Genomic DNA, 22,668 nt, shown 5'->3' with positions numbered 1-22,668 from the left:
TTAAGACAAATTCACTACCGCCGGCCGGCTATCTTGCCGCGCCGCCAGCGACTGCCGACCGAACCAGGCGATCTGATGGTGCAAATTCACCACTTCGCCTATCACCAGCAACGCCGGCGCCGGCGCCTGTCGAGCCAAATGTTCCAACTGTTGCAAGGTGCCGGTCAGCACCTGCTGATCCTGCCGGGTTCCCCGGCCGATCACCGCCACCGGCGTCTCGGCGGCACGGCCGTGAGCGATCAGTTGCCGAGCGATATCGGCGGCCTTCACCGTTCCCATATAGATCGCCAGCGTCTGGCGGCCGCGCGCCAGCGTCGCCCACTCCAGCGCCTGGCCGTCAGGCCGGCAATGGCCGGTAATAAATACGACGCTCTGGGCATAGTCGCGGTGCGTTAACGGTATACCGGCATAAGCCGTAGCGCCGGCGGCGGCGGTAATGCCCGGCACCACCTGAAAAGAAATGCCGGCCTGCGCCACCTGCTGCAACTCCTCGCCGCCGCGGCCGAAAGTAAAGGGATCGCCGCCTTTCAGGCGTACGACCCGTTTCCCTTGCCGGGCTAATGAGATAATCAATCGGTTGATCTCTTCCTGGGATACGGAATGGCCGCCGGCATGTTTGCCGACGCAGATACGTTCGGCGTCGCGGCGCACCAGTTCCAGCACCTCATCGCTTACCAGGTTGTCATACAGCACCACATCCGCCTGCTGAATAACCTGCAGCCCCCGCAACGTCAACAACCCGGCATCGCCGGGACCGGCGCCGACCAGCGAGACTTCCCCCCGGCTAGCGGGTGTTTTTTGCTGCTCCTGTCGCTGCTGTTCGAGCTGCTGTTGCAGTTCTTCTTCCGCCTGAGAAAGCTGTCCTGCCGCCACCAGATTGGAAAAACGCCCGTAGAAAAGGCGCTCCCAGAATCGGCGTCGCTCCCCCGAAGAGTGCAAATGTTGCTTGATGCGCTCGCGCCAACCTCCGGCAAGCCGGGCCATCGTCCCCAGGCTGACCGGCAACAGGGCTTCAAGCTTCTCGCGCAGCAGCCGCGCCAGCACCGGCGCCTGCCCGCCGGACGAGATCGCCACCACCAGCGGCGACCGATCGACAATGGAGGGAAAAATAAAAGAGCACTTCGGCTGATCGTCCACCACGTTCGCCAGCAAATAACGCTGATTGGCGGCCTCGAAGACGGCGGCATTAAGTTCCCGATCGTCCGTTGCCGCAATAACCAGAAACACATCCGACAACAGCTCCGGCGTAAAACGCCGGGCCGTCCACTCAAGCCGGCCGGCTTGATGCTGCGCGGTTAAATGTTCCGACAGCGACTGAGCGACCACCTTTATTTCGGCGCCGGCGCGTTGCAGCAGTTCGATTTTGCGCGTGGCGACTTCGCCGCCGCCGACCACCAACACCGGGCGATCTCGAAGATCCGCGAATATGGGTAGATAGTTCACAATCGCCTTAACTAAGCTAAAAAATAGATAAAGTGACTATACGGCGCGGACGGAACACTTATGAAATGCCGAATTGGAATGACAAGTTCCGTAATGGAATAACAGCGGGTGTTAAGCCGCGCCCCGGCTGGGCGCTGAGGACTCCCCAGGAATTGAAATATGTCATACTGGAGAATATTTCGTGCGCGATAAAGCCGCCATTTCCCCTGCTACGTCGTAGCTCGCGACCGACGCAGGGTGATTCAAACGCCCCCCTGCGAACCCGGACTTATGGCTGAAATCACGCCGCTGACGCGGTTCCCTTCGGCGGTCGCCCTTTTTCCGAAGCGCCAGTGACGGAATACTCGTCTCATCCCTGAGACTCGCCCTACCGGGCCAGCGTAAACGCTGTTTAATATGCTCCCGGCATTTTTATCCGACGCGGCACCGGCTTGCGGTGCATTCGCGGGGACACCCACCTCGGCGTAATTTCTTACGCCATGGGGCGAACGGTTTAATACAGGATTTATATTTAATATCAGGAATAAACCCGGTTAATCACTCACTCTTCGTGCAGGCCGCACTCTCGCTTCAAACCGAAAAAGCGGGTTTCTTCCTCGCTCATGCCGGGTTCCCATTTCCGGGTGGTGTGGGTGTCGCCCACCGAGAGATATCCCTGATCCCACAGCGGATGGTAGCTCAGCCCGTTTTGTTTCAGGTACTGATACACCTGCTTGTTATCCCAATCAATGACCGGCAGGAATTTAAACACGCCGCGCTGTACCGCCAACACCGGCAGGTGGCCGCGGCTGCTGGATTGCTCGCGCCGCAGACCGGCGAACCAGGTTTTCGCCTTAAGTTCGCTTAAGGCCCGGTTCATCGGCTCCACCTTGTTCATCTGGTTATAGCGCTCAATGCCTTCAACCCCCTGCTCCCACAATTTACCGTAGCGCGCCTCCTGCCAGGCGGGCGACAGCTCGGCGCGGTAGACCTGAAGATTCAAATTCAGCTGTTCCGTCAGCGCGTCGATAAACTGATAGGTTTCCGGGAAAAGGTAGCCGGTATCGGTCAGAATGACCGGAATATCCGGCCGCTGCCGCGTCACCAGGTGCAGGGACAACGCCGCCTGGATACCAAAGCTGGAGGACAATACATATTCCCCCGGCAGGTTTTCCAGCGCCCAGCCCACCCGCTCCTGCGCGGATAGCCGTTCCAGCCGCTGGTTGACTTCCGCCAGCGCCGCGGCCTGTTCGGTTTTAGCTAAGGCGTTAAGCGCTTCAAGATTAAGCTCGGACATCAGGATCTCCTGTCAGTCGTAAAAGTCGCGCGCGGGATCCAGCACCGGTTTAACGATGTCGGCCCGGATGGTGAAATCGCCAAAGCCTTCATTATCTTTACGCTCTTTCGCCCAACGCCCGATTAGCTGGTCTATCTCATTGAGGATTTCCGCCTCGGTGATGTTCTCTCGGTACATGCGCGGAATACGCGTACCTTCCCGGTTGCCGCCCAGATGCAGGTTGTAGCGGCCGATGGCTTTCCCCACCAGACCGATCTCCGCCAGCAGCGCCCGGCCGCAGCCGTTGGGACAGCCGGTCACGCGCAGGATAATATGCTCGTCGCCCACGCCATGCTGCTGCATGATATTTTCAACTTTGGTCACAAACTGCGGCAGGAAACGTTCCGCTTCCGCCATCGCCAACGGACAGGTCGGGAAGGACACGCAGGCCATAGAGTTTTTACGCTGTTCCGTCACGCTATCGTCAATCAGCCCATGCGCGCGCGCCAGCGCTTCAATCTTCGCCTTACTGCGCGTAGGCACCCCGGCGACAATCAGGTTCTGATTCGCCGTCAGGCGGAAATCCCCCTTATGGATTTTAGCAATTTCCGCCAGTCCGGTTTTCAACGGCCGGCCGGGATAGTCCAGAATACGGCCGTTTTCGATAAACAGCGTCAGGTGCCATTTATTATCGATGCCTTTCACCCAGCCGATCCGATCGCCGCGGCCGGTGAATTCATAAGGACGCACCGACTCGAACTGTACGCCCGAACGTTTTTCCACTTCCTGTTTAAACGTTTCCACGCCCACCCGTTCCAGCGTGTATTTGGTTTTCGCATTTTTACGATTGGTGCGGTTGCCCCAGTCTCGCTGGGTGGTGACCACCGCTTCGGCAATCGCCAGCGTGTGTTCTACCGGGATGTAGCCCAATTCGCTGGCGGTGCGCGCGTAGGTCGCCTTGTCGCCGTGGGCGATCGACAGTCCGCCGCCCACCAGCACGTTAAAGCCAACCAGCCGGCCATTATCGGCAATGGCGACAAAGTTAAGATCGTTGGCGTGCAGATCCACATCGTTCTGCGGCGGGATCACCACGGTGGTTTTGAACTTACGCGGCAGATAGGTCGCCCCCAGAATCGGCTCTTCGTCCGTGGTTTCGACCTTCTCCTGATCCAGCCAGATCTCGGCATAGGCCCGGGTGCGCGGCAGCAGGTGTTCAGAGATCTTCTTCGCCCACGCATAGGCCTGCTGATGCAGTTCGGACTCCACCGGATTCGACGTACACATCACGTTACGGTTAACGTCGTTGGCGGTTGCCAGCGAGTCCAATCCCAGGCTGTTCAGCAGTTTATGCGCCGGTTTCACATTCGGTTTAAGAATGCCGTGGAACTGGAACGTCTGGCGGTTGGTCAGCCGGATACTGCCGTACAAGGTATTTTCGGCGGCATATTTATCGATGCCGAGCCACTGCTGGGGCGTGATCACCCCGCCCGGCAAACGGCAACGCAGCATCATGGCATGACGCGGCTCCAGCTTCTGCTCGGCGCGTTCGGCACGGATATCGCGGTCGTCCTGCTGATACATGCCATGAAAGCGGATCAGCAAAAAGTTATCGCCGTGGAAACCGCCGGTCAGGCCATCCTGTAAGTCCTCGGCAATGGTGCCGCGCAGAAAATTGCTTTCTTTTTTCAGGCGCTCGGCGTCAGCGAGTTTCCCTTCCACCACCAATGGGCCGGGATGTCTTTCACTCAAGGCGTTTTTTTCATCTGATAATGGCTTTTTGCTCATTAGTACACATCTCGCTGATAACGGCGCGCAAGGCGCAAATCACTCAAAAACTCGTCGGCCTGCTCGGCATCCATAGCACCGTGCTCGGCCACCACATCCAGTAACGCCTGTTCGACATCTTTCGCCATGCGATTGGCATCGCCGCAAACATAAATATGCGCGCCTTCCTGCAGCCAGAGCCACACTTCAGCGCCTTTCTCCCGCAGCCTGTCCTGAACGTAAATCTTGTGCGCCTGATCGCGCGACCAGGCCAGATCGATCTTCGTCAGCAGGCCGTCTTTTACGTAACTCTGCCACTCGACCTGATAAAGAAAATCTTCCGTAAAATGAGGATTGCCGAAGAACAACCAGTTTTTACCGCCGGCGCCGTCGGCCTCGCGCTGTTGCATAAAGGCGCGGAACGGCGCGATTCCGGTGCCGGGGCCAATCATGATCACCGGCGCATCCGGGTCGGACGGCAAGCGGAAGTTATCGTTATGTTCGATAAACACCCGGACCTCATCATCTTCACTCAGACGATCGGCCAGATAGCTGGATGCGCCGCCGGCGCGCGCGCGGCCGTTAAAATCATAACGCACCACGCCCACGGTGATGTGCACCTCATTTTCCACCTCCGCCTGTGAAGAGGCGATGGAATACAAACGCGGCGCCAACGGACGCAGCAGACCGGTAAGCTGTTCCGCCGTCAGCTCAACCGGCGCCTGGCGCACCATATCCACCAGCGGCGTCCGCTGAACGAATTGCTGTAAGGCCGGTTTATCCGCCACCAGCGACAGCAGCGTTTCATCACGCGATAGCGCCGCATACTTTTCAACGATTGGCGCGGTATTTTGCGTCAGTTCAAAATGGCTGCGCAGCGCCTGCGACAACGGCAGCGATTTTCCGTCCAGCGTCACCGGCTCATCGCCTTTCAGCCACAGCAGCTCAAGCAGTTCCTGCACCAGCGCCGGATCGTTTTCAAACCATACGCCCAGCGCATCGCCCGGCTGGTAACGCAAGCCGGAATCGCCCAGATCGATCTCAATGTGGCGCACGTCCTTCTCTGAGTTACGTCCGGTGATTTTCTGATTCACCGACAACGCAGCCCGCAGCGGCGATTCCTTGCTGTAGGGACTGCTGGTGATTTCATCCAGCGCGCCGCTGGCGCTCGCTGACGCGACCGCCGTTCCCTGTACCGGTACGCGGGCCTGAAGGATATCCACCAACTGCCGGCGCCACTGCTCGGCTTTGGCCTGATAGTCGACATCGGCGTCAACGCGATCCAACAGCCGTTCCGCGCCCAGTTCGGCCAGTCGCCCGTCTATATCTTTGCCAGCTTTGCAAAAAAACTCGTAGGAGGTATCACCCAATCCAAATACCGCAAACGCGGTATCTTTCAACTGCGGCGCTTTTTTGGAAAACAGGAACTTATTCAGCGCGACCGCCTCTTCCGGCGGCTCCCCTTCTCCCTGCGTCGAAGTCACGATCAGCAGCAGTTTTTCCTGCGCGATCTGCTTAAATTTATAATCGCCGGCATTCACCAGATTTACCGCCAGTTTGGCGTTTAAGAGATCATCTCTCAACTGCTCGGCGAGCCGACGCGCGTTACCGGTTTGAGAGGCGGAAATCAACGTAATGCTCTGAACCGGAACAGAGACCGCCGCCGATGAGCCCGCATTCGCGGCGATGGCCGCTGAACCAGGCGGCTGTTGCGCCGTCGGTTGCTGTAGAAGCCCCCAAAAATAACCGGACAACCAGGCTAGCTGCATAGGTGAAAAATCACCGGTTGCCGCCTGTAAACGCGTTAATTGCTCCGCACTCAACGGGAGCAACGAAGTCGGAGAAACCGGAGTTGTCATTATGATCTCTATTTCCTTGTGCTTGTGACCGGACTAAGACAAATTCATGCAATGAAAAGATGAATGCAGCATTTAGGTTAACCACCAGCATCTTAACAACTAAAGAAATGATGGAAATATTAAATAACCAAAATGACTAAATGGTTTTTCTGATAACCCTTATTGCTTAAAGTGTTATAGGCCGCGATTCATTACTTGCCCTGCCGATAACATTCCCGTTGAGGGGCGAGCCGGCGTTCAACTGGCGGCATAATTGCGCCCGGCTACGCGCCGAATGGCGACTAAACGTGCTTCACGCGCCGATTTCCGGTAGTATGCGACGGTTTTTAATCTCGCTTATTAAAAGCGATTTGTAAAAGAACCTGAGAGCACCGCCATGGCAACCACGCTATTTAAAGATTTTCAGTTTGAAGCCGCCCACCGTCTGCCCCATGTTCCGGCCGGACATAAATGCGGACGCCTGCATGGGCATTCATTTATGGTTCGACTGGAAATTACCGGCGAGGTTGATCCGCATACCGGCTGGGTGATGGACTTCGCTGAATTAAAAGCCGCGTTCAAACCAACGTGGGAAAAGCTGGATCACCACTATCTGAACGACATTCCCGGTCTGGAAAATCCCACCAGCGAAGTGCTGGCCCGTTGGATCTGGCAGCAGGTTAAGCCCTCCTTGCCAGAACTGAGCGCCGTGATGGTAAAAGAGACCTGCACCGCGGGCTGCATATATAAAGGCGAGTAGCCGCGCATCTCAAGCCACCAGAACCGTTGCAAAAAACAGCGCTCCATCTCCTCCCGACGCTAACCCCTCCCCGGCCCTCCCCCTCGCAGGGGAGGGAGAACGCGCCTCCCCCTAGCAGGGAGGCTGGGAGGGGGTCGTAGCGAACTGGGTCGTCAAACTCACCCTCGTTCACTGCCGCGGGAAAGACGGCTTGGCGAGGATCTAGGCGATATTCAAATACTTATGCGTCTGCATGGAAAGCCGCCAGTTACGGGCGATACAGGTGGCGATGCACAATTTAGTGGCGCTTTCCTTCTGACTGATCGGCTGTAGCGCCACAATGCGCGGTTTGTCATCCTGCAACCGGGCCAGCAAGGCGTCCAGATCTTCGATATCGCGCTCGCGGGCAACCGGATGTTTGATTTCATCCGCCCGGCGCAGCGCCTGATCGATCACCGCCATGCCGCCGCGCATATTCACTTTCGGGGAAACCGTCACCCAGGTTTTAGGCGAGCAGCGAACTTCATGCGTGCCGCTGGTTTCTATCTGACAGCTAAACCCCTGCTGTTCCAACAGCAGCGTCAGCGGAGCCAGATCGTGAATACAGGGCTCTCCCCCGGTGATCACAATATGGCGCGCGGTATAGCCTTCCCGTTCGATCAGCCTCAGAACGTCCTCGGCGCCGGCGGCTCCCCAACCATCGCTTTCCTGCGTTTTAACCAGTACCTGATCCAGTGGAATTTCCCGCTCGGCAAGTTTGTCCCAGGTATGTTTGGTATCACACCAGCTACAACCGACCGGACATCCCTGCAGGCGCACAAACACCGCCGGGACACCGGTGAAATAGCCTTCGCCCTGCAACGTCTGAAACATTTCATTAATCGGGTACTGCATGTTTTTCACTATACCTGTAACTTAAAAACACATTATCGCAGATAGACGGCGGCACACCAAACTCCCACATTGATTACCCTATGTTCGTATCTGATTTGAGTAATGTTACAGTACGGTTAATAATCAGCAGGCAATCCATACGTTTCACCGATGCATTTCAACGCTAACTCATTAACAAGGAACGAAAAACATGAATCGATTGAGATCTCTCGCTTTACTGTTGCTGACGTCTGTTTTCGTCCCCGCCATCGCTACGGCACAGCCGGTTCCGCAGGTTAAAACTCAAGCGGGCTATTACCGCATGCTGCTGGGGCAATTTGAAATTACCGCGCTGGCTGACGGCACCAACGCCATGCCGGTCGATAAACTGCTGACGCGGGCGTCGCCGGAGCAAATCACAACCCGGCTGGCGGAACAGTCGCTGAGCGCGCCCGTCGATACCTCCATCAATACCTATCTGATTAATACCGGACAAAATCTGATATTGGTGGATACCGGCAATGGCAAACAGGCCAATCCTACCGTGGGTAAGGTATTGAATAACCTTAAGGCCGCCGGTTATTCACCGGAACAGGTGGATACGGTGTTAATGACGCACCTGCATGGCGATCACTTCGGCGGCCTGATTAGCGACGGCAAACTCACGTTTCCCAACGCCACCGTCTACGTCAGCCAGACCGAGGCCGATTATTGGCTCAGCGAAGCGAACCTGAAACAGGCCGGTGAAGCGCAGAAACCGGCATTCCAGCGGGTTCAGGCCGCCTTTCGTACCATCCAGGCGGCCAACAAGCTGAAAACCTTTGCCGGCGAGCATCCGCTCTTCACCGGCATCACGCCGTTACCCGCCCCCGGACATACGCCCGGTCATACGGCGTTCTGGGTAGAGAGCGCAGGACAAAAATTGCTGATCTGGGGGGATATCATTCATGTTGCGGCCGTGCAGTTCCCGCTGCCGGCCACCACCATCAGTTTTGATTCCGATATGGATACGGCGGCGCAAACCCGCAGCAAAATACTGGCGGACGCCGCCAGTCAGGGCTATTGGGTGGCCGGCACGCACATTTCATTTCCCGGCATCGGCCACGTTAAAGCCGGTGAGCAATCAGGTTATCGCTGGGTTCCGATTAATTACAGCGTGGCGGGGCTAACCAACTAAACGTTCAGGCGGGCATTCCCCGCCCAGACGTTCATTGCGGTTGACGACAACCTCATTATCGCGCCGAGGGGCGCTGACCCTAATATCGGGCATTACGACAGTCTGAGGCGGGCATCCCATGCCGGGATACCCGCCTTCATCATTACAGATAAACCCGCAGATATTCCGACAGGCAGAGGATCGCCATCGCCTGGCCGTACGGCATAGAAGTCAGGGCTATTTCACGATAAAAATCAAGATCGTTGCCCATTGCGGTGCCGAATGAAACCTGAGTCAGCTCACCGTCCGCATTTACGTGATTGATAACGCCGCGAATCGCTTTCTCCGCCACTGGCGCATAGCTTTTATCCACGTAGCGCTTGCGGACGGCTTTCAGAATGCCGTAGGCGAAACCGGCCGTCGCCGAGCTTTCAAGGTACGATTGCGGATCGTCAATCAGGGTGTGCCACAAACCGCTGTCATCCTGATATTTCGCCAGCGCCTCAATCTGGCTTTCCAACACCTGCAACAGGAAGCGGCGCGTCGCATTGTGCTCCGGCAATTCCAACAGTTCGATAAACTCGGGGATCGCCACGGTCAGCCAGCTATTGCCCCTCGCCCAGCGCGCTTTGGCAAAGTTATGCTTTTCCGCGAACGTCCAGCCGTGAAACCACAACCCGCTTTGACGATCCATCAGATACTGAACATGCAGCAGGAACTGGTAGGTCGCTTCTTCCACGAATTCCGGCCGGTTTAACAGCTTGCCGATTTTCGCCAGCGGCAGCACGCTCATCATTAGCGTGTCGTCCCACAATTGCTCGGTATTTTCATTGTTATAAACAATGTGCTGCAATCCCTGCTTTTGGGTGCGCGGCATTTCATACATCACCCACTCGGCCCAGCGCTCCAGATACGGCAGCCAGCGGGCATCATGCGTTTCTTCGTAACGGTAGGCCAGCGTCAGGAAAGGACAAACGGTATTCACATTCTTGGTCGGCGTGCCTTCCGCCAGGCGGGCGGAAAACCAGTCGTCAATGATGGCCCGCATCTGCTCATCGCCCGTTTGCTGGTAATACTGATAAATACCGTACAAACCGATGCCGTGCGTCCATTCCCAACCGGCCCAGCCTTTGGTGTCGATCACCCGGCCGTCATCCAGCCGCAGCAGAAACTCGCCGGTTTTATCTTCAATGTTCACCAGATTATCAGTGATACGGCAAATCAGCGCCTTCAGATCCTCGCGGGAGATGAAACGTTCGGGCTGACACAAAAGCGGGCTATGTTTTACACTGAATACGGTCATAGTAAATCATCCAATTTAGTTAGCATTTAACAATTCAAAACGTTCAGGGCTGAGTCACGCGCGTTACGGAGTTCGCCTTATTCCGGTTCAGGTAGCCGATATTGTTGTTGCCCCACAGCGACTCATAAGGCATGCCGGCCAGCATTTCGACGGTCGCCCTGGCTTGCGGCGTGATTTGTTCAGGGACCGGACGTCCGGCTTCGCGCATCTTCTGCGTTTCCTCACGCAATACGCTGTGCGTCTGAAGATTGAGTTTGAAACGCAGGGAGACCAGAAAGCCCAGCGCCAACACCCCAACGGTGCCGAAGCTCAGGATCATCAGGATGGTGTGGCTGACGCCCGGCGTCTGTACGCTCTGCCCGGATACGAAGCCGGAAAGCTGCAGCACGATCCCTACCAGCATCACCGCGCCTGCCTGGGAAGCCTTGCGGGTCAGCGTCATGATGCCGGCGAAAATCCCTTCGCGGCGCTGTGCGGTGATCACCTCGTCGACATCGGCGATATAGGTGTAGGTATTCCACGGCACGTAGTTAATCCCGCCGCGGCCCAAGCCGGCCAGCGCCGAAATCAGCAGCAGCAGCGAGAAAGCGTCATGCAGATTGCTGTACCAGAGGAATGCGTAAGAGAGCGCGCTCAGCCCGAACAGGCAGACCACCAGACGATAAGACGGCGCGGGTCCGAAGCGAATGCACAGCGGGATCATGCCGATCACCGCGATAAATTGCAGGATCGCCATCGTCCCCATCAGGTTAGAGGCCATCGTCGGGCTTTGCATTAACACAAAGACCACGTAATAGGTGAATACGGCATTGAACACATCCTGCGCGATATAGCCGCCCAGATACATCCCTAAATGCTGGCGGAAAATACGAATACGCAGCGTCGATAACAGTTCGACATTCAGCCGTTTCAGGCTATCCACCAACGACAGGGATTGACGCTCTTTTTCCGCCCGCAAAGAAGCCTCGGACATTTGATCGCGAGGCCGTTCCCAGGTGAACAAATACACCAGCGTCAACACCAGGGCGCAGATCACCGAGAACACCAGGCTGGCGTAGAAGAAGGAAACCGCGTTGTCTTTGCCGAAATATCCCAACAGAATGCCGGGCAGGAAAGCGGCCAGAATGGCGGAAAGCTGAGCCAGCGCGATGCGTGCGCCGGAGAATTTGGTTTTCTGTTTGAAATCGTCGGTCATTTCCGGCACCAGCGTTTCATACGGCACCAGCACCATGGTATAAATCACATCAAACAGCAGATAGGTCAACAGGTAGTACCAATATCCCATATCGCCTACCCACATAAAGCTGTAGCTGAATACGCAAGGGATACCGAGCAAGATAAAGAATTTACGGCGGCCGAAGCGTTTACCCAGCCAGGTAGAACCGAAGTTATCGGTCAGGAAGCCCATTAACGGGCTGACGACGGCATCCAATACGCGCGCCATCGCAAAAATGAAGGTTGCCTCAATCGGAGTTAAACCGCAGAACGTAGTGTAAAAATAGAGTAACCAGGCGGCCGTCAGTGCGGTAGTGCCTGCCCCAAGAAAGTCGCCCGAGCCGTAGGCCAGATAATTAGCCAGCCCGATCTTACGTGTTTTCATTACCATCCTTCCTCGGTTATTTTTATGAAGGTGTCATAGCCGGCGAAATGCTTATACCCGCCATGGCACTAAGGTAACGTTCAGACCGAGCGCACACCTTTGTGCTTTTGCCACCGGGCGACCCGTACTGGCACCACAGAAAAGAATTAACCGATCGGCTTCAAATATTTTATAAAAAGGCATTTTATATTAATGGAACCGTCGGTCTGATTAATGTAGTTCTGGCGGCGTATTACTGCATGCGGAAAGAGGAGGATTTGAGACGGGCCGCAATTTTTTTATGACGGGCGCCCTGACCCGTTCTCCTTCGGAGCGCCGAAAACGGCGTTTTTTATACGAAGAAGCAAAGAATGGCGGTAAAAAAAACGGCCCCCGAAGGAGCCGTTGGTTATAAGCAGCAGGAAAAGGCTAAGAATTAAGCCTGACCTTTGATTTCTTTACGACCGTTGAACGGTGCTTTAGCGCCCAGCGCTTCTTCGATACGAATCAGCTGGTTGTATTTAGCAACACGGTCGGAACGGCTCATAGAACCGGTTTTGATCTGGCCGGCCGCAGTACCTACCGCCAGGTCGGCGATGGTGGCGTCTTCAGTTTCGCCGGAACGGTGAGAGATAACGGCAGTGTAGCCGGCATCTTTCGCCATCTTGATCGCAGCCAGAGTTTCGGTCAGAGAACCGATCTGGTTGAATTTGATCAGGATGGAGTTAGCGATGCCTTTGTCGATGCCTTCTTTCAGGATCTTGGTGTTGGTTACGAACAGGTCGTCACCTACCAGCTGGATTTTGTCGCCCAGAACTTTGGTCTGATAAGCAAAACCGTCCCAGTCGGATTCGTCCTGACCGTCTTCGATGGAAACGATCGGATATTCTTTGGTCAGGCCTTCCAGGTAGTGAGTGAATTCCTGAGAAGTGAAGGTTTTGCCTTCGCCTTTCAGTTCGTATTTACCGGTTTCTTTGTTGTAGAACTCGGAAGAGGCGCAGTCCATCGCCAGAGTAACGTCTTTACCCAGCACGTAACCGGCTTTTTCTACCGCTTCTTTGATCGCAGCCAGCGCAGCAGCGTTGGATTCCAGGTTCGGCGCATAGCCGCCTTCGTCGCCTACCGCAGTGTTCATGCCTTTGGCTTTCAGAACTTTAGCCAGGTTGTGGAACACTTCGGAACCGATACGGATCGCTTCTTTAACGGTTTTCGCGCCAACAGGCTGAATCATGAATTCCTGGATGTCGACGTTGTTGTCGGCATGTTCGCCGCCGTTGATGATGTTCATCATCGGCAGAGGCATGGAGTACTGACCCGGAGTGCCGTTCAGTTCAGCGATGTGCGCATACAGCGGCAGGCCTTTGGAAGCGGCGGCGGCTTTAGCCACGGCCAGAGACACGGCCAGAATGGCGTTGGCGCCGAATTTGGATTTGTTTTCAGTACCGTCCAGGTCGATCATGATTTTATCGATGCTCGCCTGATCTTTCGCGTCTTTACCCAGGATAGCCTGAGCCAGCGGACCGTTTACCGCGGCAACGGCTTTAGTTACGCCTTTGCCCAGAAAACGGGATTTGTCACCGTCACGCAGTTCCAGCGCTTCGCGAGAACCAGTGGAAGCCCCTGATGGCGCGGCAGCCAGACCAACAAAACCGCCGTCCAGATGCACTTCAGCTTCAACAGTTGGATTTCCGCGTGAGTCGATGATTTCACGACCGATGACTTTAACAATTTTGGACATTAGTATTTCCTCAGTACAAGTTAAACTAAAACCTCAGACGAACACCGCGCGATCTCTGGACCGCGCGGCGCTGGCGAAACCTTACTTCACCTGACGCTTTTGGTACGCGCCAGCGGCTTTTACAAAGCCAGCAAACAATGGATGTCCATCACGCGGCGTTGATGTAAATTCCGGATGGAACTGACAAGCCACGAACCATGGATGATCGGGTAACTCAATGATCTCCACCAGTTTGCGATCGGCGGAAAGACCAGCTACGCGCAATCCCGCCGCTTCAATCTGTTTCAACAACATGTTGTTGACTTCATAACGATGACGGTGACGTTCGACGATCGTCGGTTCACCGTAGAGCTGGCGCACCAGACTGCCTTCGGCCAGATGACATTGCTGCCCGCCGACGCGCATGGTGCCGCCCAGATCGCTATCTTCACTGCGAACCTCGATATTGCCGTCTTCGTCACGCCATTCCGTGATGAGCGCAATCACCGGGTACTTACAGTCTGGCACAAACTCCGTCGAGTTTGCGCCTTCCATACCGACGACGTTACGGGCATATTCCATCAATGCGACCTGCATTCCCAGGCAAATGCCCAGATAAGGAACATTATTCTCGCGGGCATAACGCGCCGCCATCACCTTACCTTCAACGCCGCGGTAGCCGAATCCGCCGGGGATCAGGATAGCGTCCAAATCTTTCAGAATTTCGACGCCGCGGGTTTCAACATCCTGCGAATCGATAAGCTTGATGTTCACCGTCAGGCGGTTTTTCAACCCGCCATGCTTAAGCGCCTCAATAACGGACTTATAAGCATCAGGCAAAGCGACATACTTGCCGATCATCCCGATGGTTACTTCGCCGCCCGGATTGGCTTCTTCGTAAACAACCTGCTCCCATTCTGACAGATTCGCTTCCTGACAGTTCAAGCTGAATCGTTTACAAATATAATCGTCCAGACCCTGAGATTTCAATAGCGCCGGGATTTTATAAATGGAATCAATATCTTTAAGGGAGATTACCGCTTTTTCCGGCACATTACAGAATAAAGCAATCTTTGCACGCTCGTTGGCGGGTACGGTACGATCGGAGCGGCAGATCAAAACATCGGGCTGAATACCGATGGAAAGCAATTCTTTTACCGAGTGCTGGGTCGGCTTGGTTTTTACTTCGCCGGCGGCGGCCAGATAAGGCACCAGCGTCAGGTGCATAAACAACGTATGCTCGCGGCCCACTTCAACCGCCATCTGACGAATCGCCTCAAGGAACGGCAGTGATTCGATATCGCCGACGGTTCCGCCGATTTCAACCAGCACCACATCGTGCCCTTCGCCGCCTTCAAGGATGCGCTCTTTGATCGCATTCGTGATATGGGGGATAACCTGAATCGTGGCGCCCAGGTAGTCGCCACGACGCTCTTTACGCAGTACGTCAGAGTAGATTCGGCCAGTCGTGAAGTTATTACGGCGGGACATCTTGGTACGGATGAATCGCTCGTAATGACCCAGATCGAGATCGGTTTCCGCGCCGTCCTCGGTGACGAACACTTCACCGTGCTGTGTCGGGCTCATCGTGCCCGGATCCACGTTGATATACGGGTCCAGTTTCATGATGGTAACGTTGAGGCCACGGGCTTCGAGAATAGCCGCCAGAGAGGCTGCGGCAATGCCTTTACCCAGAGAGGAGACGACCCCGCCGGTCACAAAAATATAATTAGTTGTCATGCTGAACCTGAGAGTTTAGGTTTAAAGACGATGGAAATACCAGGACGGGAAAGTAGTATACCGGAACCTGATGAACGCCACAAATATTCGTTTTCCCTCGCCGCCGCCCCCTCAGCTTCAGCCGCGCCCGGCCTTCTGCAGATCGTGCTGCCGCTGTTTTTCCGCTCTGGCGATAAACCGCCAGGCGATAAAACCGATAATGCTGACGACCAGCAAAATCAGCGACGCCAGAGCGTTAATCTGCGGATTCACCCCCATACGCACGCTGGAAAAGACCAGCATCGGCAGCGTCGTCGCCCCCGGTCCGGAAACGAAGCTGGCGATCACCAGATCGTCGAGAGACAGGGTGAACGCCAGCAGCCAGCCCGAGATCAGCGCCGGGGCGATCATCGGCACGGTGATCACGAAGAAAACCTTCACCGGCCCCGCGCCGAGATCCAGCGCCGCCTCCTCGATAGAGCGATCCAGTTCGCGCAGGCGGGCGCCGATCACCACCGACACATAGGCGGTACAGAAGGTCACGTGCGCCAGCCAGATGGTCAGCATGCCCCGCTCCGACGGCCAGCCCAGCGCGTGTCCCAGCGCCACGAACAGCAGCAGCAGCGACAGGCCGGTAATCACGTCCGGCATCACCAGCGGCGCCGTCAGCATGAAGGCGAAGCCGTTGGAGCCGCGAAACCTGCCGAAACGCACCATCACCACCGCCGCCAGCGAGCCCAGAATCACCGCCATCGAGGCGGAAGCAGCGGCAATGGTCAGGCTTAACGCCACGGCGCTGATCATCGCCGAATCATGAAACAGTTCGACGTACCAGCGCGTAGACCAGCCCGCCCATACCGTCACCAGCTTAGAACTGTTGAACGAGTACACCACCAGCATCAGCATCGGCGCGTACAGAAAGGTAAAGCACAATACCAGGATGAGAATGCGCCAGGGAGAACGCACGACGGGTAGATTGTTCATGTCGGCTCTCCCATGTCTTTGCTCTGATGTCTGTGGAACCAGATAATCGGCACGATCAGCAGCAACAGCATGATCGTCGCCACCGCCGACGCCACCGGCCAGTCGCGGTTATTGAAAAACTCCTGCCACAGGATGCGGCCGATCATGATGCTGTCCGGTCCGCCCAGCAGTTCGGGGATCACGAACTCGCCCACCGCGGGAATGAACACCAGCATCGAGCCGGCGATGATGCCCCCTTTCGTCAGCGGTACGATAACGCTGACGAAAGTCCGCATCGGACGCACGCCCAGATCCATTGCGGCTTCCACCAGCGAATAGTCCAGCCGGGTCAGCGCGGTGTAGATCGGCAGCACCATGAACGGCAAATAGGAATAGACGATGCCGATGTAGACCGCCAGATTGGTATGCAGAATCACCAACGGCTCATGAATCACGCCCAGCCACATCAGGAAGTTGTTCAGCACGCCGTTGTTTTTCAGGATGCCCATCCAGGCATAGACGCGGATCAGGAACGAGGTCCAGGAAGGCAGAATCACCAGCAGCAATAGAATATTACGCATCTCCGGCCGGCTGTGCGCCACCGCCCACGCCAGCGGATAACCCACCAGCAGGCAGCACAGGGTCGATACCGCCGCTATCTGCAACGATTGCAGATACGCCTCGATATACAGGGGATCGCTCAGCAGATGCAGATAGTTATCCAGGTTGAGCACCAGCGCCAAACGCGCGTCCTCCCAGGACAGCAGATCGGTGTAGGGCGGCACGGCGCGCGCCATTTCCGCCAGGCTGATCTTGAACACGATCAGAAACGGCAGCATAAACAGCAGCAGCAGCCACAGGTACGGCAGCGCGATCACCAGATTGCGGCCGTGTTTCAGGCGCCAGCGGGCCATCACCCGCAATAAACCGGTCTTGCCCGGCGTCTCTGCCGTGTGATGTTCGGTAAACAATGTCATCGTTCGTTCCTCTCTATACCGTTAAAACCACACAGCTGTCCGCATCCCAGCGCAGGCGCACTTCGTCGCCCCAGGTCGGCGCGCCCTTGCGGTAGCGGTAGGCGTTTTGCAATTGGGCGCTGATCACCTGGCCGCTGCCCAACCGAACGTGATAAACGGACAGGTCGCCCAGATAGGCGATATGCACAACCTCTCCCACGGCAAAGTTGCAGCCGTCGGCGGGCTCATCCTCGCACTGCATGACCTTCTCCGGACGCAGCGCGATATATACCGGCACGCCGTCCACCACGGAGGCGTCGGCGTCTACCTTCAGGGGATGATCCAACCCCGGACTCTCTATGATGAGCTCATCATCCTGGCGCGCCTTCAGCAGCCCCTCGAACATGTTGACGGAGCCGATGAATTCGGCGCTGAAACGGGTGCTGGGGTGTTCGTAGATCTCTTCAGGCTCGCCGATCTGCACGAACTTGCCGCGGTTCATAATGGCGATGCGCCCGGCCATGGTCATCGCCTCTTCCTGATCGTGCGTCACCATCACGCAGGTCACGCCGACCCGCTCCAGAATATCAACTACTTCGAGCTGCATACGGTCGCGCAGCTTCTTATCCAGCGCCCCCATCGGCTCGTCGAGCAACAGCAGCTTCGGACGCTTGGCCAGACTGCGCGCCAACGCCACACGCTGGCGCTGACCGCCGGAAAGCTGGTGCGGCTTGCGGTCGGCATACTCCCGCATATGCACCATCGCCAGCATCTCATCCACCCGCTCGTTGATCTCGGACTTGAACAGCCCGTCCTGCGTCAGGCCGAAGGCGATATTCTTCGCCACCGTCATATGGGGAAACAAAGCGTAGGACTGGAACATCATGTTGATCGGGCGCTGATACGGCGGCACCAGGGAAAGATCCTGCCCGTCCAGCACAATCTGTCCCTGGGTGGGGTGTTCGAATCCGGCCAGCATACGCAACAGCGTGGACTTGCCGCAGCCGGACGCGCCGAGCAGCGCGAACAGTTCTCCTTTGTAGATCGTCAGGCTCACGTCATCGACCGCGGCCTGTCCGTCAAAGGTTTTGGTCAGATTGCGAACCTCCAACAAAGGCATCGCGGCTTTCTGGGGTTTGGACTGGGAAATCGCTGCTTCTTTCACTTGCTACTCTCCTTCGTCGGAAGCAGAAAACGACGTCATTGCCACAAGGCATGACGCGGATATCACGCAAACAGGCGGGCGGGCGCCCGTTTGCCTGCGGTTATTGGCCGCTTTTCACCTTGACCCAGGCGCGGGTGCGGGTACGATCGAGCCGGGGTGACTTGTCCGTCGTGATAAACAGCTTGGCGCGGACCTCATCCGGCGGATAAATGCCCGGATTATTGCGCACCTCTTCGCTGATCAACGGTTCCGAGGCCTTGTTCGCATTGGCGTAGAAAACGTAGTCGCTGATATCGGCGATCACTTCCGGGCGCATGGTATAATTCAGGAACTGGTAGGCCTCATCCACGTTCTTGGCGTCCGCCGGAATGGCGAACATGTCGAACGTCACCTGCGCGCCTTCCTTCGGAATGCTGTAGCCGATGTTTACGCCGTTTTTCGCCTCGACTGCGCGGTTAGCCGCCTGTATGACGTCGCCTGACCAGCCGATCGCCACGCAGATATCGCCGTTGGCCAGGTCATTAATGTACTGGGATGAGTGAAAGTAGCGGATGTAGGGACGCAGCTTCAGCAGCAGATCGGTGGCCGACTGGCTGTAGTCCTTCTCGTTGTTGCTGTTGGGGTCTTTCCCTTGATAGTTCAGCACGGCGGCGAAGATATCCTCCGGCGCGTCCAGAAACGCGACGCCGCAGTTCTTCAACTTCGCCAGGTTCTCCGGCTTCAGCACCAGATCCCAACTGTCCAGCGGCGCGTTTTCGCCCAGCGCCGCTTTCACCTTATCGATGTTGTAACCGATCCCCGTCGTGTTCCACAGATAGGGCACCGCGTACTTATTGCCCGGATCGTGCTGAGCGATCAGCTTCATCAGTTTGGGATCGAGATTTTTCGCATTCGGCAGTTTGCTCCAGTCCAACGGCTGGAAGACGCCCGCGCCCCGCAGCCGTTCGAGGAAACTGTCCGACGGAACAACCAGATCGAACCCGGTGCTTCCGGCCATCAGTTTGCCTTCCAACACCTCGTTGGAATCGAAAACGTCATAAACGACTTTTATGCCGCTCTCTTTCTGGAATTTTTCCAGCGTATCCGGCGCGATATAGTCGGACCAATTGTAGATATGCAATACCTTATCTTCCGCAGACGCGATGGCGGACACGGCCATCAGCAAACCTGCAACAGCCCTTAGAAACCATTCCTTACATTGGGTGAACATCCGTTGCCTCCTCCATACCTGGGGGTAAATAAAAAACGATGACGCGTATTGCGGGAATGTTTTTTCACGTCGCATGGCGACGCTCCGCAAAACGGCGGACAGGAACAAACATCTCTTCACGAAAAAAGGATTTACTTACTATATTTTGATATTTAATAGTGAAAAATAGCAATAAACCAGGAAAATATCTCATTGTTACTGGGTTAATACTTTATTTATAGAATAAAATGCCGTTGATGAGAAATAGGAAAAACAGATGTTGTGCTGCAAAAACGCTAAACGGCAGACGGACGGACGGTCTAGATCGATTACCGTCCCGGTTATCAATAAACGTGCAGCCAGAAAACCAGCCCGAACGCCCGCCTGCCGAATCAGAGCGCCGGGTCAAGCCTGCAACGCAACCTAACTTCTTCGGGCCGTCCTGTAACCGCGGCCCCAGGATGGCGGCGTCACTCCTGACGCTTCAGATACCATCCCCACTCGCTTTCGCTGATATATTCCGTGATCTGCTTAGTCTCCAGATAGTTGTCCAGTCCCCAGACGCCTAGTTCACGGCCGATGCCGCTTTGCTTGTATCCTCCCCAGGGCGCTTGCGTAAACGTGGGCTGCGAGCAATTGACCCACACGATGCCGGCGCGCAAAGCCCGGCTGACGCGCCGGCAGCGTTGCGCATCGGCCGACATGACGGCCGCGGCGAGACCGTAGCGGCTGTCGTTCGCCAGGCGCACCGCTTCTTCTTCATGGCTAAACCGGCGTACGGCGAGCACCGGGCCAAAAATCTCTTCCGTCCACAGCGCGCTCTGCGTCGGGGTATCCAGAAATATCGTGGGTTCGACGAACCAGCCCCGCGACAAATGCGCGGGACGCCGGCCGCCGCACGCCAAGACGGCGCCCTCGCGCTGGCCCCGTTCGATCGCCTGCAACACTTTTTCGTACTGTCCGGCGCCGATCAAAGGGCCAAGCAGGACGCCCTCCTGCCCGCCTTCGCCGATGCGGATACGGCGGGTTTCTTCGATCAACCGTTCGATCAGGCGTTCGTATACGCCTTCCTGCACCAGAAGGCGCGAGGTGGCGGAGCAGACCTGTCCCTGATTCCAGAAAATGCCGAACAGCGTCCACTCCACGGCGGCGTCGATGTCGCAATCATCGAAAACGATAAACGCGGATTTGCCCCCCAGCTCCAAACTGACGTTTTTGATATCCTGAGCGGCCGCCTGCATGATGGCGCGTCCCGTCGGCACGCTGCCGGTAAAGGCCAGCTTATCGACGCCGGGGTGGCCGGCGAGCGGCGCTCCCGCTTCATTGCCCAATCCCGTCACGACGTTCAAGACTCCCGCCGGCAGACTGGCTTCGTCGGCGATGGCGGCGAGCTCCAATGCCCCCAGCGGCGTCAGTTCCGATGGTTTGAGTACGACGGTGCAACCGGCGGCCAATGCCGGCGCAACTTTCCAGGCGGCCATCAACAGCGGGTAATTCCAGGGAATGATCTGTCCGGCGACGCCCACCGGCTCGCGCACTACCCGGCAGCTAAAACGCTCATCCGGCAGTGGTATGCGCTGTTCTTCCGTATCCAGCTCTTCGGCCAGATCGGCGTAGTATTCGAAACACCCAATCGCATCGTCGATGTCCCACCGGGCCTCCGGCAGCGGTTTGCCGTTATCCTCAACCTCAAGCCATGCCAGCGCGTTGTGGCGCTGACGCATGATATTGGCGATGGCGCGGAGATAGCCGGCGCGTTCTTTGCCTCTCAAGCGCGGCCAGGGGCCGTCATCAAAGGCGCGTCTGGCCGCGTCCACCGCTTTCCCGACATCCTCCGCGCCGGCCGCCGCGACATGCCGTATTTCAGCTCCGGTAGCCGGATTGAACACCGCGAAACGGGCGCCGCTCGCCGCCGTTTGCCATTCGCCATCGATGTAAAGCTGATCGTGCATAATTGTTGTCTCCCTGAACACGTGGATGCCTCGGCTACGCCACGGTAAACATTTAAAGAAAGCGCCGGGATCGGATTACTGGTCTCCCCTTTTCTGCGGCGTCAAAAATCTCCCCCGGAAAACTTTTGCTGTAGATAAGATTTCGGCGACATCCCGGTTTCTTCCCGGAAACAGCGATAAAAGGTCGACAAGGAATGAAAGCCCGCCGCCTTGGAGGCATCTTCAATGCGCGTAGGCGGACGCGGATCGCTGTCCCACAGCGCCAATATGTGGCGCAGCCGGAGCCGGTTAAGATATTGGTAGAACGTGCAGCCCATCACCTGGTTAAGAAAAAAGGATATCTGGTTGCGGGTATAGCCGGTGGCGGACGCGACCTGAGCCATATCCAGTTCGGCGTTCAGATAAGGCCGCTGCTGGGAAAAGTACTGCTGGATATCGCTGGTCATCATGCTCAACTGCCGGGCGGACAATCCCAGCCGCTGGATCGTCATCCTCCGGTCCGCGCCGCCCTGCGGAGTTTTATGCTGGGACAGCAGGGATGCATACTCGTTTATCCTGACGATCCGGCCGTCATTTACCGTGACGATCTCGCAGCAGCAAAGAAAGGTGTGGTTATCGCTATCGCTGAGCGGCGTCTGATATTGCAAGAGCGCGGTATCGCCGTCGATACGCAGGCGATCGACATAACGCAGCGCTTCATCCGCCGATTTCGACAGGCAAGCGAGCAGATAGTCGCGCAGTTCGGCCGGCGCGATGCGGCACCCTTGAAAAAAGTCGTTATACTCCACCTGCGGAGAAAACAGGCTCATAAGCATGTCAATGTCACGCCGCCACCAGGCCTGATAATAATTCATCATGACCGTCTGCGTTTGAAGATTTGCCGTCCCAGGGGGACAAGGCGCGGTCTCAAGCCGGGCAGGCCAGTGGGCATCATCGTCCATAATCACTCTCATCGCTGGTTCATCATATAATCACCGATTCATACTATAAAATAACGGCCGTCTTACACCATTACCCGCCGAACGAAGATGACGCGTACGTTGGGCAACGGCAGACT

The 22,668-nt window shown here is 56.5% G+C and carries 17 protein-coding genes; 2 read left to right on the top strand and 15 right to left on the bottom strand.

Going from position 1 to position 22,668, the window contains the following annotated elements:
- The 4 genes from cysG to cysJ form a co-directional block, all read right to left on the bottom strand.
- The gene (gene cysG, locus HC231_RS04590; RefSeq protein ID WP_208229929.1) at window positions 1-1,443 is read right to left on the bottom strand and encodes a siroheme synthase CysG; all 1,443 of its coding nucleotides are present in this window, start codon (window positions 1,441-1,443) and stop codon (window positions 1-3) included.
- Between the two features lie 541 nt (window positions 1,444-1,984).
- Window positions 1,985-2,719, bottom strand: coding sequence for a phosphoadenylyl-sulfate reductase (locus HC231_RS04585; protein WP_208229928.1), 735 nt, complete (start codon window positions 2,717-2,719; stop codon window positions 1,985-1,987).
- Between the two features lie 12 nt (window positions 2,720-2,731).
- The gene (gene cysI, locus HC231_RS04580; RefSeq protein ID WP_208231223.1) at window positions 2,732-4,447 is read right to left on the bottom strand and encodes an assimilatory sulfite reductase (NADPH) hemoprotein subunit; all 1,716 of its coding nucleotides are present in this window, start codon (window positions 4,445-4,447) and stop codon (window positions 2,732-2,734) included.
- A 35-nt stretch (window positions 4,448-4,482) separates the two neighbouring features.
- On the bottom strand, window positions 4,483-6,321 hold the full coding sequence (cysJ, locus tag HC231_RS04575; protein ID WP_208229927.1) for an NADPH-dependent assimilatory sulfite reductase flavoprotein subunit: 1,839 nt from the start codon (window positions 6,319-6,321) through the stop codon (window positions 4,483-4,485).
- A gap of 376 nt (window positions 6,322-6,697) precedes the next feature.
- On the opposite strand from cysJ, the gene queD reads away from it, so the two are divergent.
- On the top strand, window positions 6,698-7,060 hold the full coding sequence (gene queD / locus HC231_RS04570; protein ID WP_208229926.1) for a 6-carboxytetrahydropterin synthase QueD: 363 nt from the start codon (window positions 6,698-6,700) through the stop codon (window positions 7,058-7,060).
- Between the two features lie 201 nt (window positions 7,061-7,261).
- Here queD and queE read toward each other — a convergent pair whose 3' ends face one another.
- Window positions 7,262-7,933, bottom strand: coding sequence for a 7-carboxy-7-deazaguanine synthase QueE (gene queE, locus HC231_RS04565; protein ID WP_208229925.1), 672 nt, complete (start codon window positions 7,931-7,933; stop codon window positions 7,262-7,264).
- A 190-nt stretch (window positions 7,934-8,123) separates the two neighbouring features.
- Here queE and HC231_RS04560 point away from each other — a divergent pair, with 190 nt between their 5' ends.
- The gene (locus tag HC231_RS04560; RefSeq protein WP_208229924.1) at window positions 8,124-9,089 is read left to right on the top strand and encodes an MBL fold metallo-hydrolase; all 966 of its coding nucleotides are present in this window, start codon (window positions 8,124-8,126) and stop codon (window positions 9,087-9,089) included.
- 142 nt (window positions 9,090-9,231) lie between these two features.
- Here HC231_RS04560 and bglB read toward each other — a convergent pair whose 3' ends face one another.
- The 10 genes from bglB to HC231_RS04510 all read right to left on the bottom strand — a co-directional run bounded on the left by bglB (window position 9,232) and on the right by HC231_RS04510 (window position 22,552).
- Complete coding sequence (bglB, locus tag HC231_RS04555) at window positions 9,232-10,371, bottom strand: beta-galactosidase BglB (RefSeq protein WP_208229923.1); 1,140 nt, start codon at window positions 10,369-10,371, stop codon at window positions 9,232-9,234.
- Between the two features lie 43 nt (window positions 10,372-10,414).
- Entirely contained in the window at window positions 10,415-11,971 is a 1,557-nt protein-coding gene (locus HC231_RS04550; protein ID WP_208229922.1) for an MFS transporter, read from the bottom strand.
- A gap of 415 nt (window positions 11,972-12,386) precedes the next feature.
- On the bottom strand, window positions 12,387-13,688 hold the full coding sequence (gene eno / locus HC231_RS04545) for a phosphopyruvate hydratase (protein ID WP_208229921.1): 1,302 nt from the start codon (window positions 13,686-13,688) through the stop codon (window positions 12,387-12,389).
- Between the two features lie 81 nt (window positions 13,689-13,769).
- Window positions 13,770-15,407 carry a glutamine hydrolyzing CTP synthase gene (gene pyrG / locus HC231_RS04540; RefSeq protein WP_208229920.1) on the bottom strand — a complete coding sequence of 546 codons (1,638 nt, stop codon included), beginning with the start codon at window positions 15,405-15,407 and terminating at the stop codon, window positions 13,770-13,772.
- Between the two features lie 117 nt (window positions 15,408-15,524).
- Complete coding sequence (gene potI, locus HC231_RS04535; RefSeq protein WP_208229919.1) at window positions 15,525-16,370, bottom strand: putrescine ABC transporter permease PotI; 846 nt, start codon at window positions 16,368-16,370, stop codon at window positions 15,525-15,527.
- Window positions 16,367-17,263, bottom strand: coding sequence for a putrescine ABC transporter permease PotH (potH, locus tag HC231_RS04530; RefSeq protein WP_425490549.1), 897 nt, complete (start codon window positions 17,261-17,263; stop codon window positions 16,367-16,369). The genes potI and potH overlap by 4 nt, the downstream gene beginning before the upstream one ends.
- 76 nt (window positions 17,264-17,339) lie before the next feature.
- Window positions 17,340-18,470 carry a putrescine ABC transporter ATP-binding subunit PotG gene (gene potG / locus HC231_RS04525; protein ID WP_281397385.1) on the bottom strand — a complete coding sequence of 377 codons (1,131 nt, stop codon included), beginning with the start codon at window positions 18,468-18,470 and terminating at the stop codon, window positions 17,340-17,342.
- Window positions 18,471-18,570: 100 nt separating this feature from the next.
- Window positions 18,571-19,680, bottom strand: coding sequence for a spermidine/putrescine ABC transporter substrate-binding protein PotF (gene potF, locus HC231_RS04520; protein ID WP_208229917.1), 1,110 nt, complete (start codon window positions 19,678-19,680; stop codon window positions 18,571-18,573).
- 449 nt (window positions 19,681-20,129) lie between these two features.
- Window positions 20,130-21,611 (bottom strand): aldehyde dehydrogenase family protein, encoded by a 1,482-nt coding sequence (locus HC231_RS04515; RefSeq protein WP_208229916.1) that lies wholly within the window; start codon window positions 21,609-21,611, stop codon window positions 20,130-20,132.
- A gap of 101 nt (window positions 21,612-21,712) precedes the next feature.
- Window positions 21,713-22,552, bottom strand: coding sequence for a nuclear transport factor 2 family protein (locus HC231_RS04510; protein ID WP_208229915.1), 840 nt, complete (start codon window positions 22,550-22,552; stop codon window positions 21,713-21,715).
- Window positions 22,553-22,668 lie beyond the last annotated feature (116 nt).

The sequence above is a fragment of the Brenneria izadpanahii genome (assembly GCF_017569925.1).
In the GTDB taxonomy this organism is placed as follows: Bacteria; Pseudomonadota; Gammaproteobacteria; order Enterobacterales; family Enterobacteriaceae; genus Brenneria; species Brenneria izadpanahii.
This window is presented reverse-complemented; position numbering and strand designations above follow the sequence as displayed.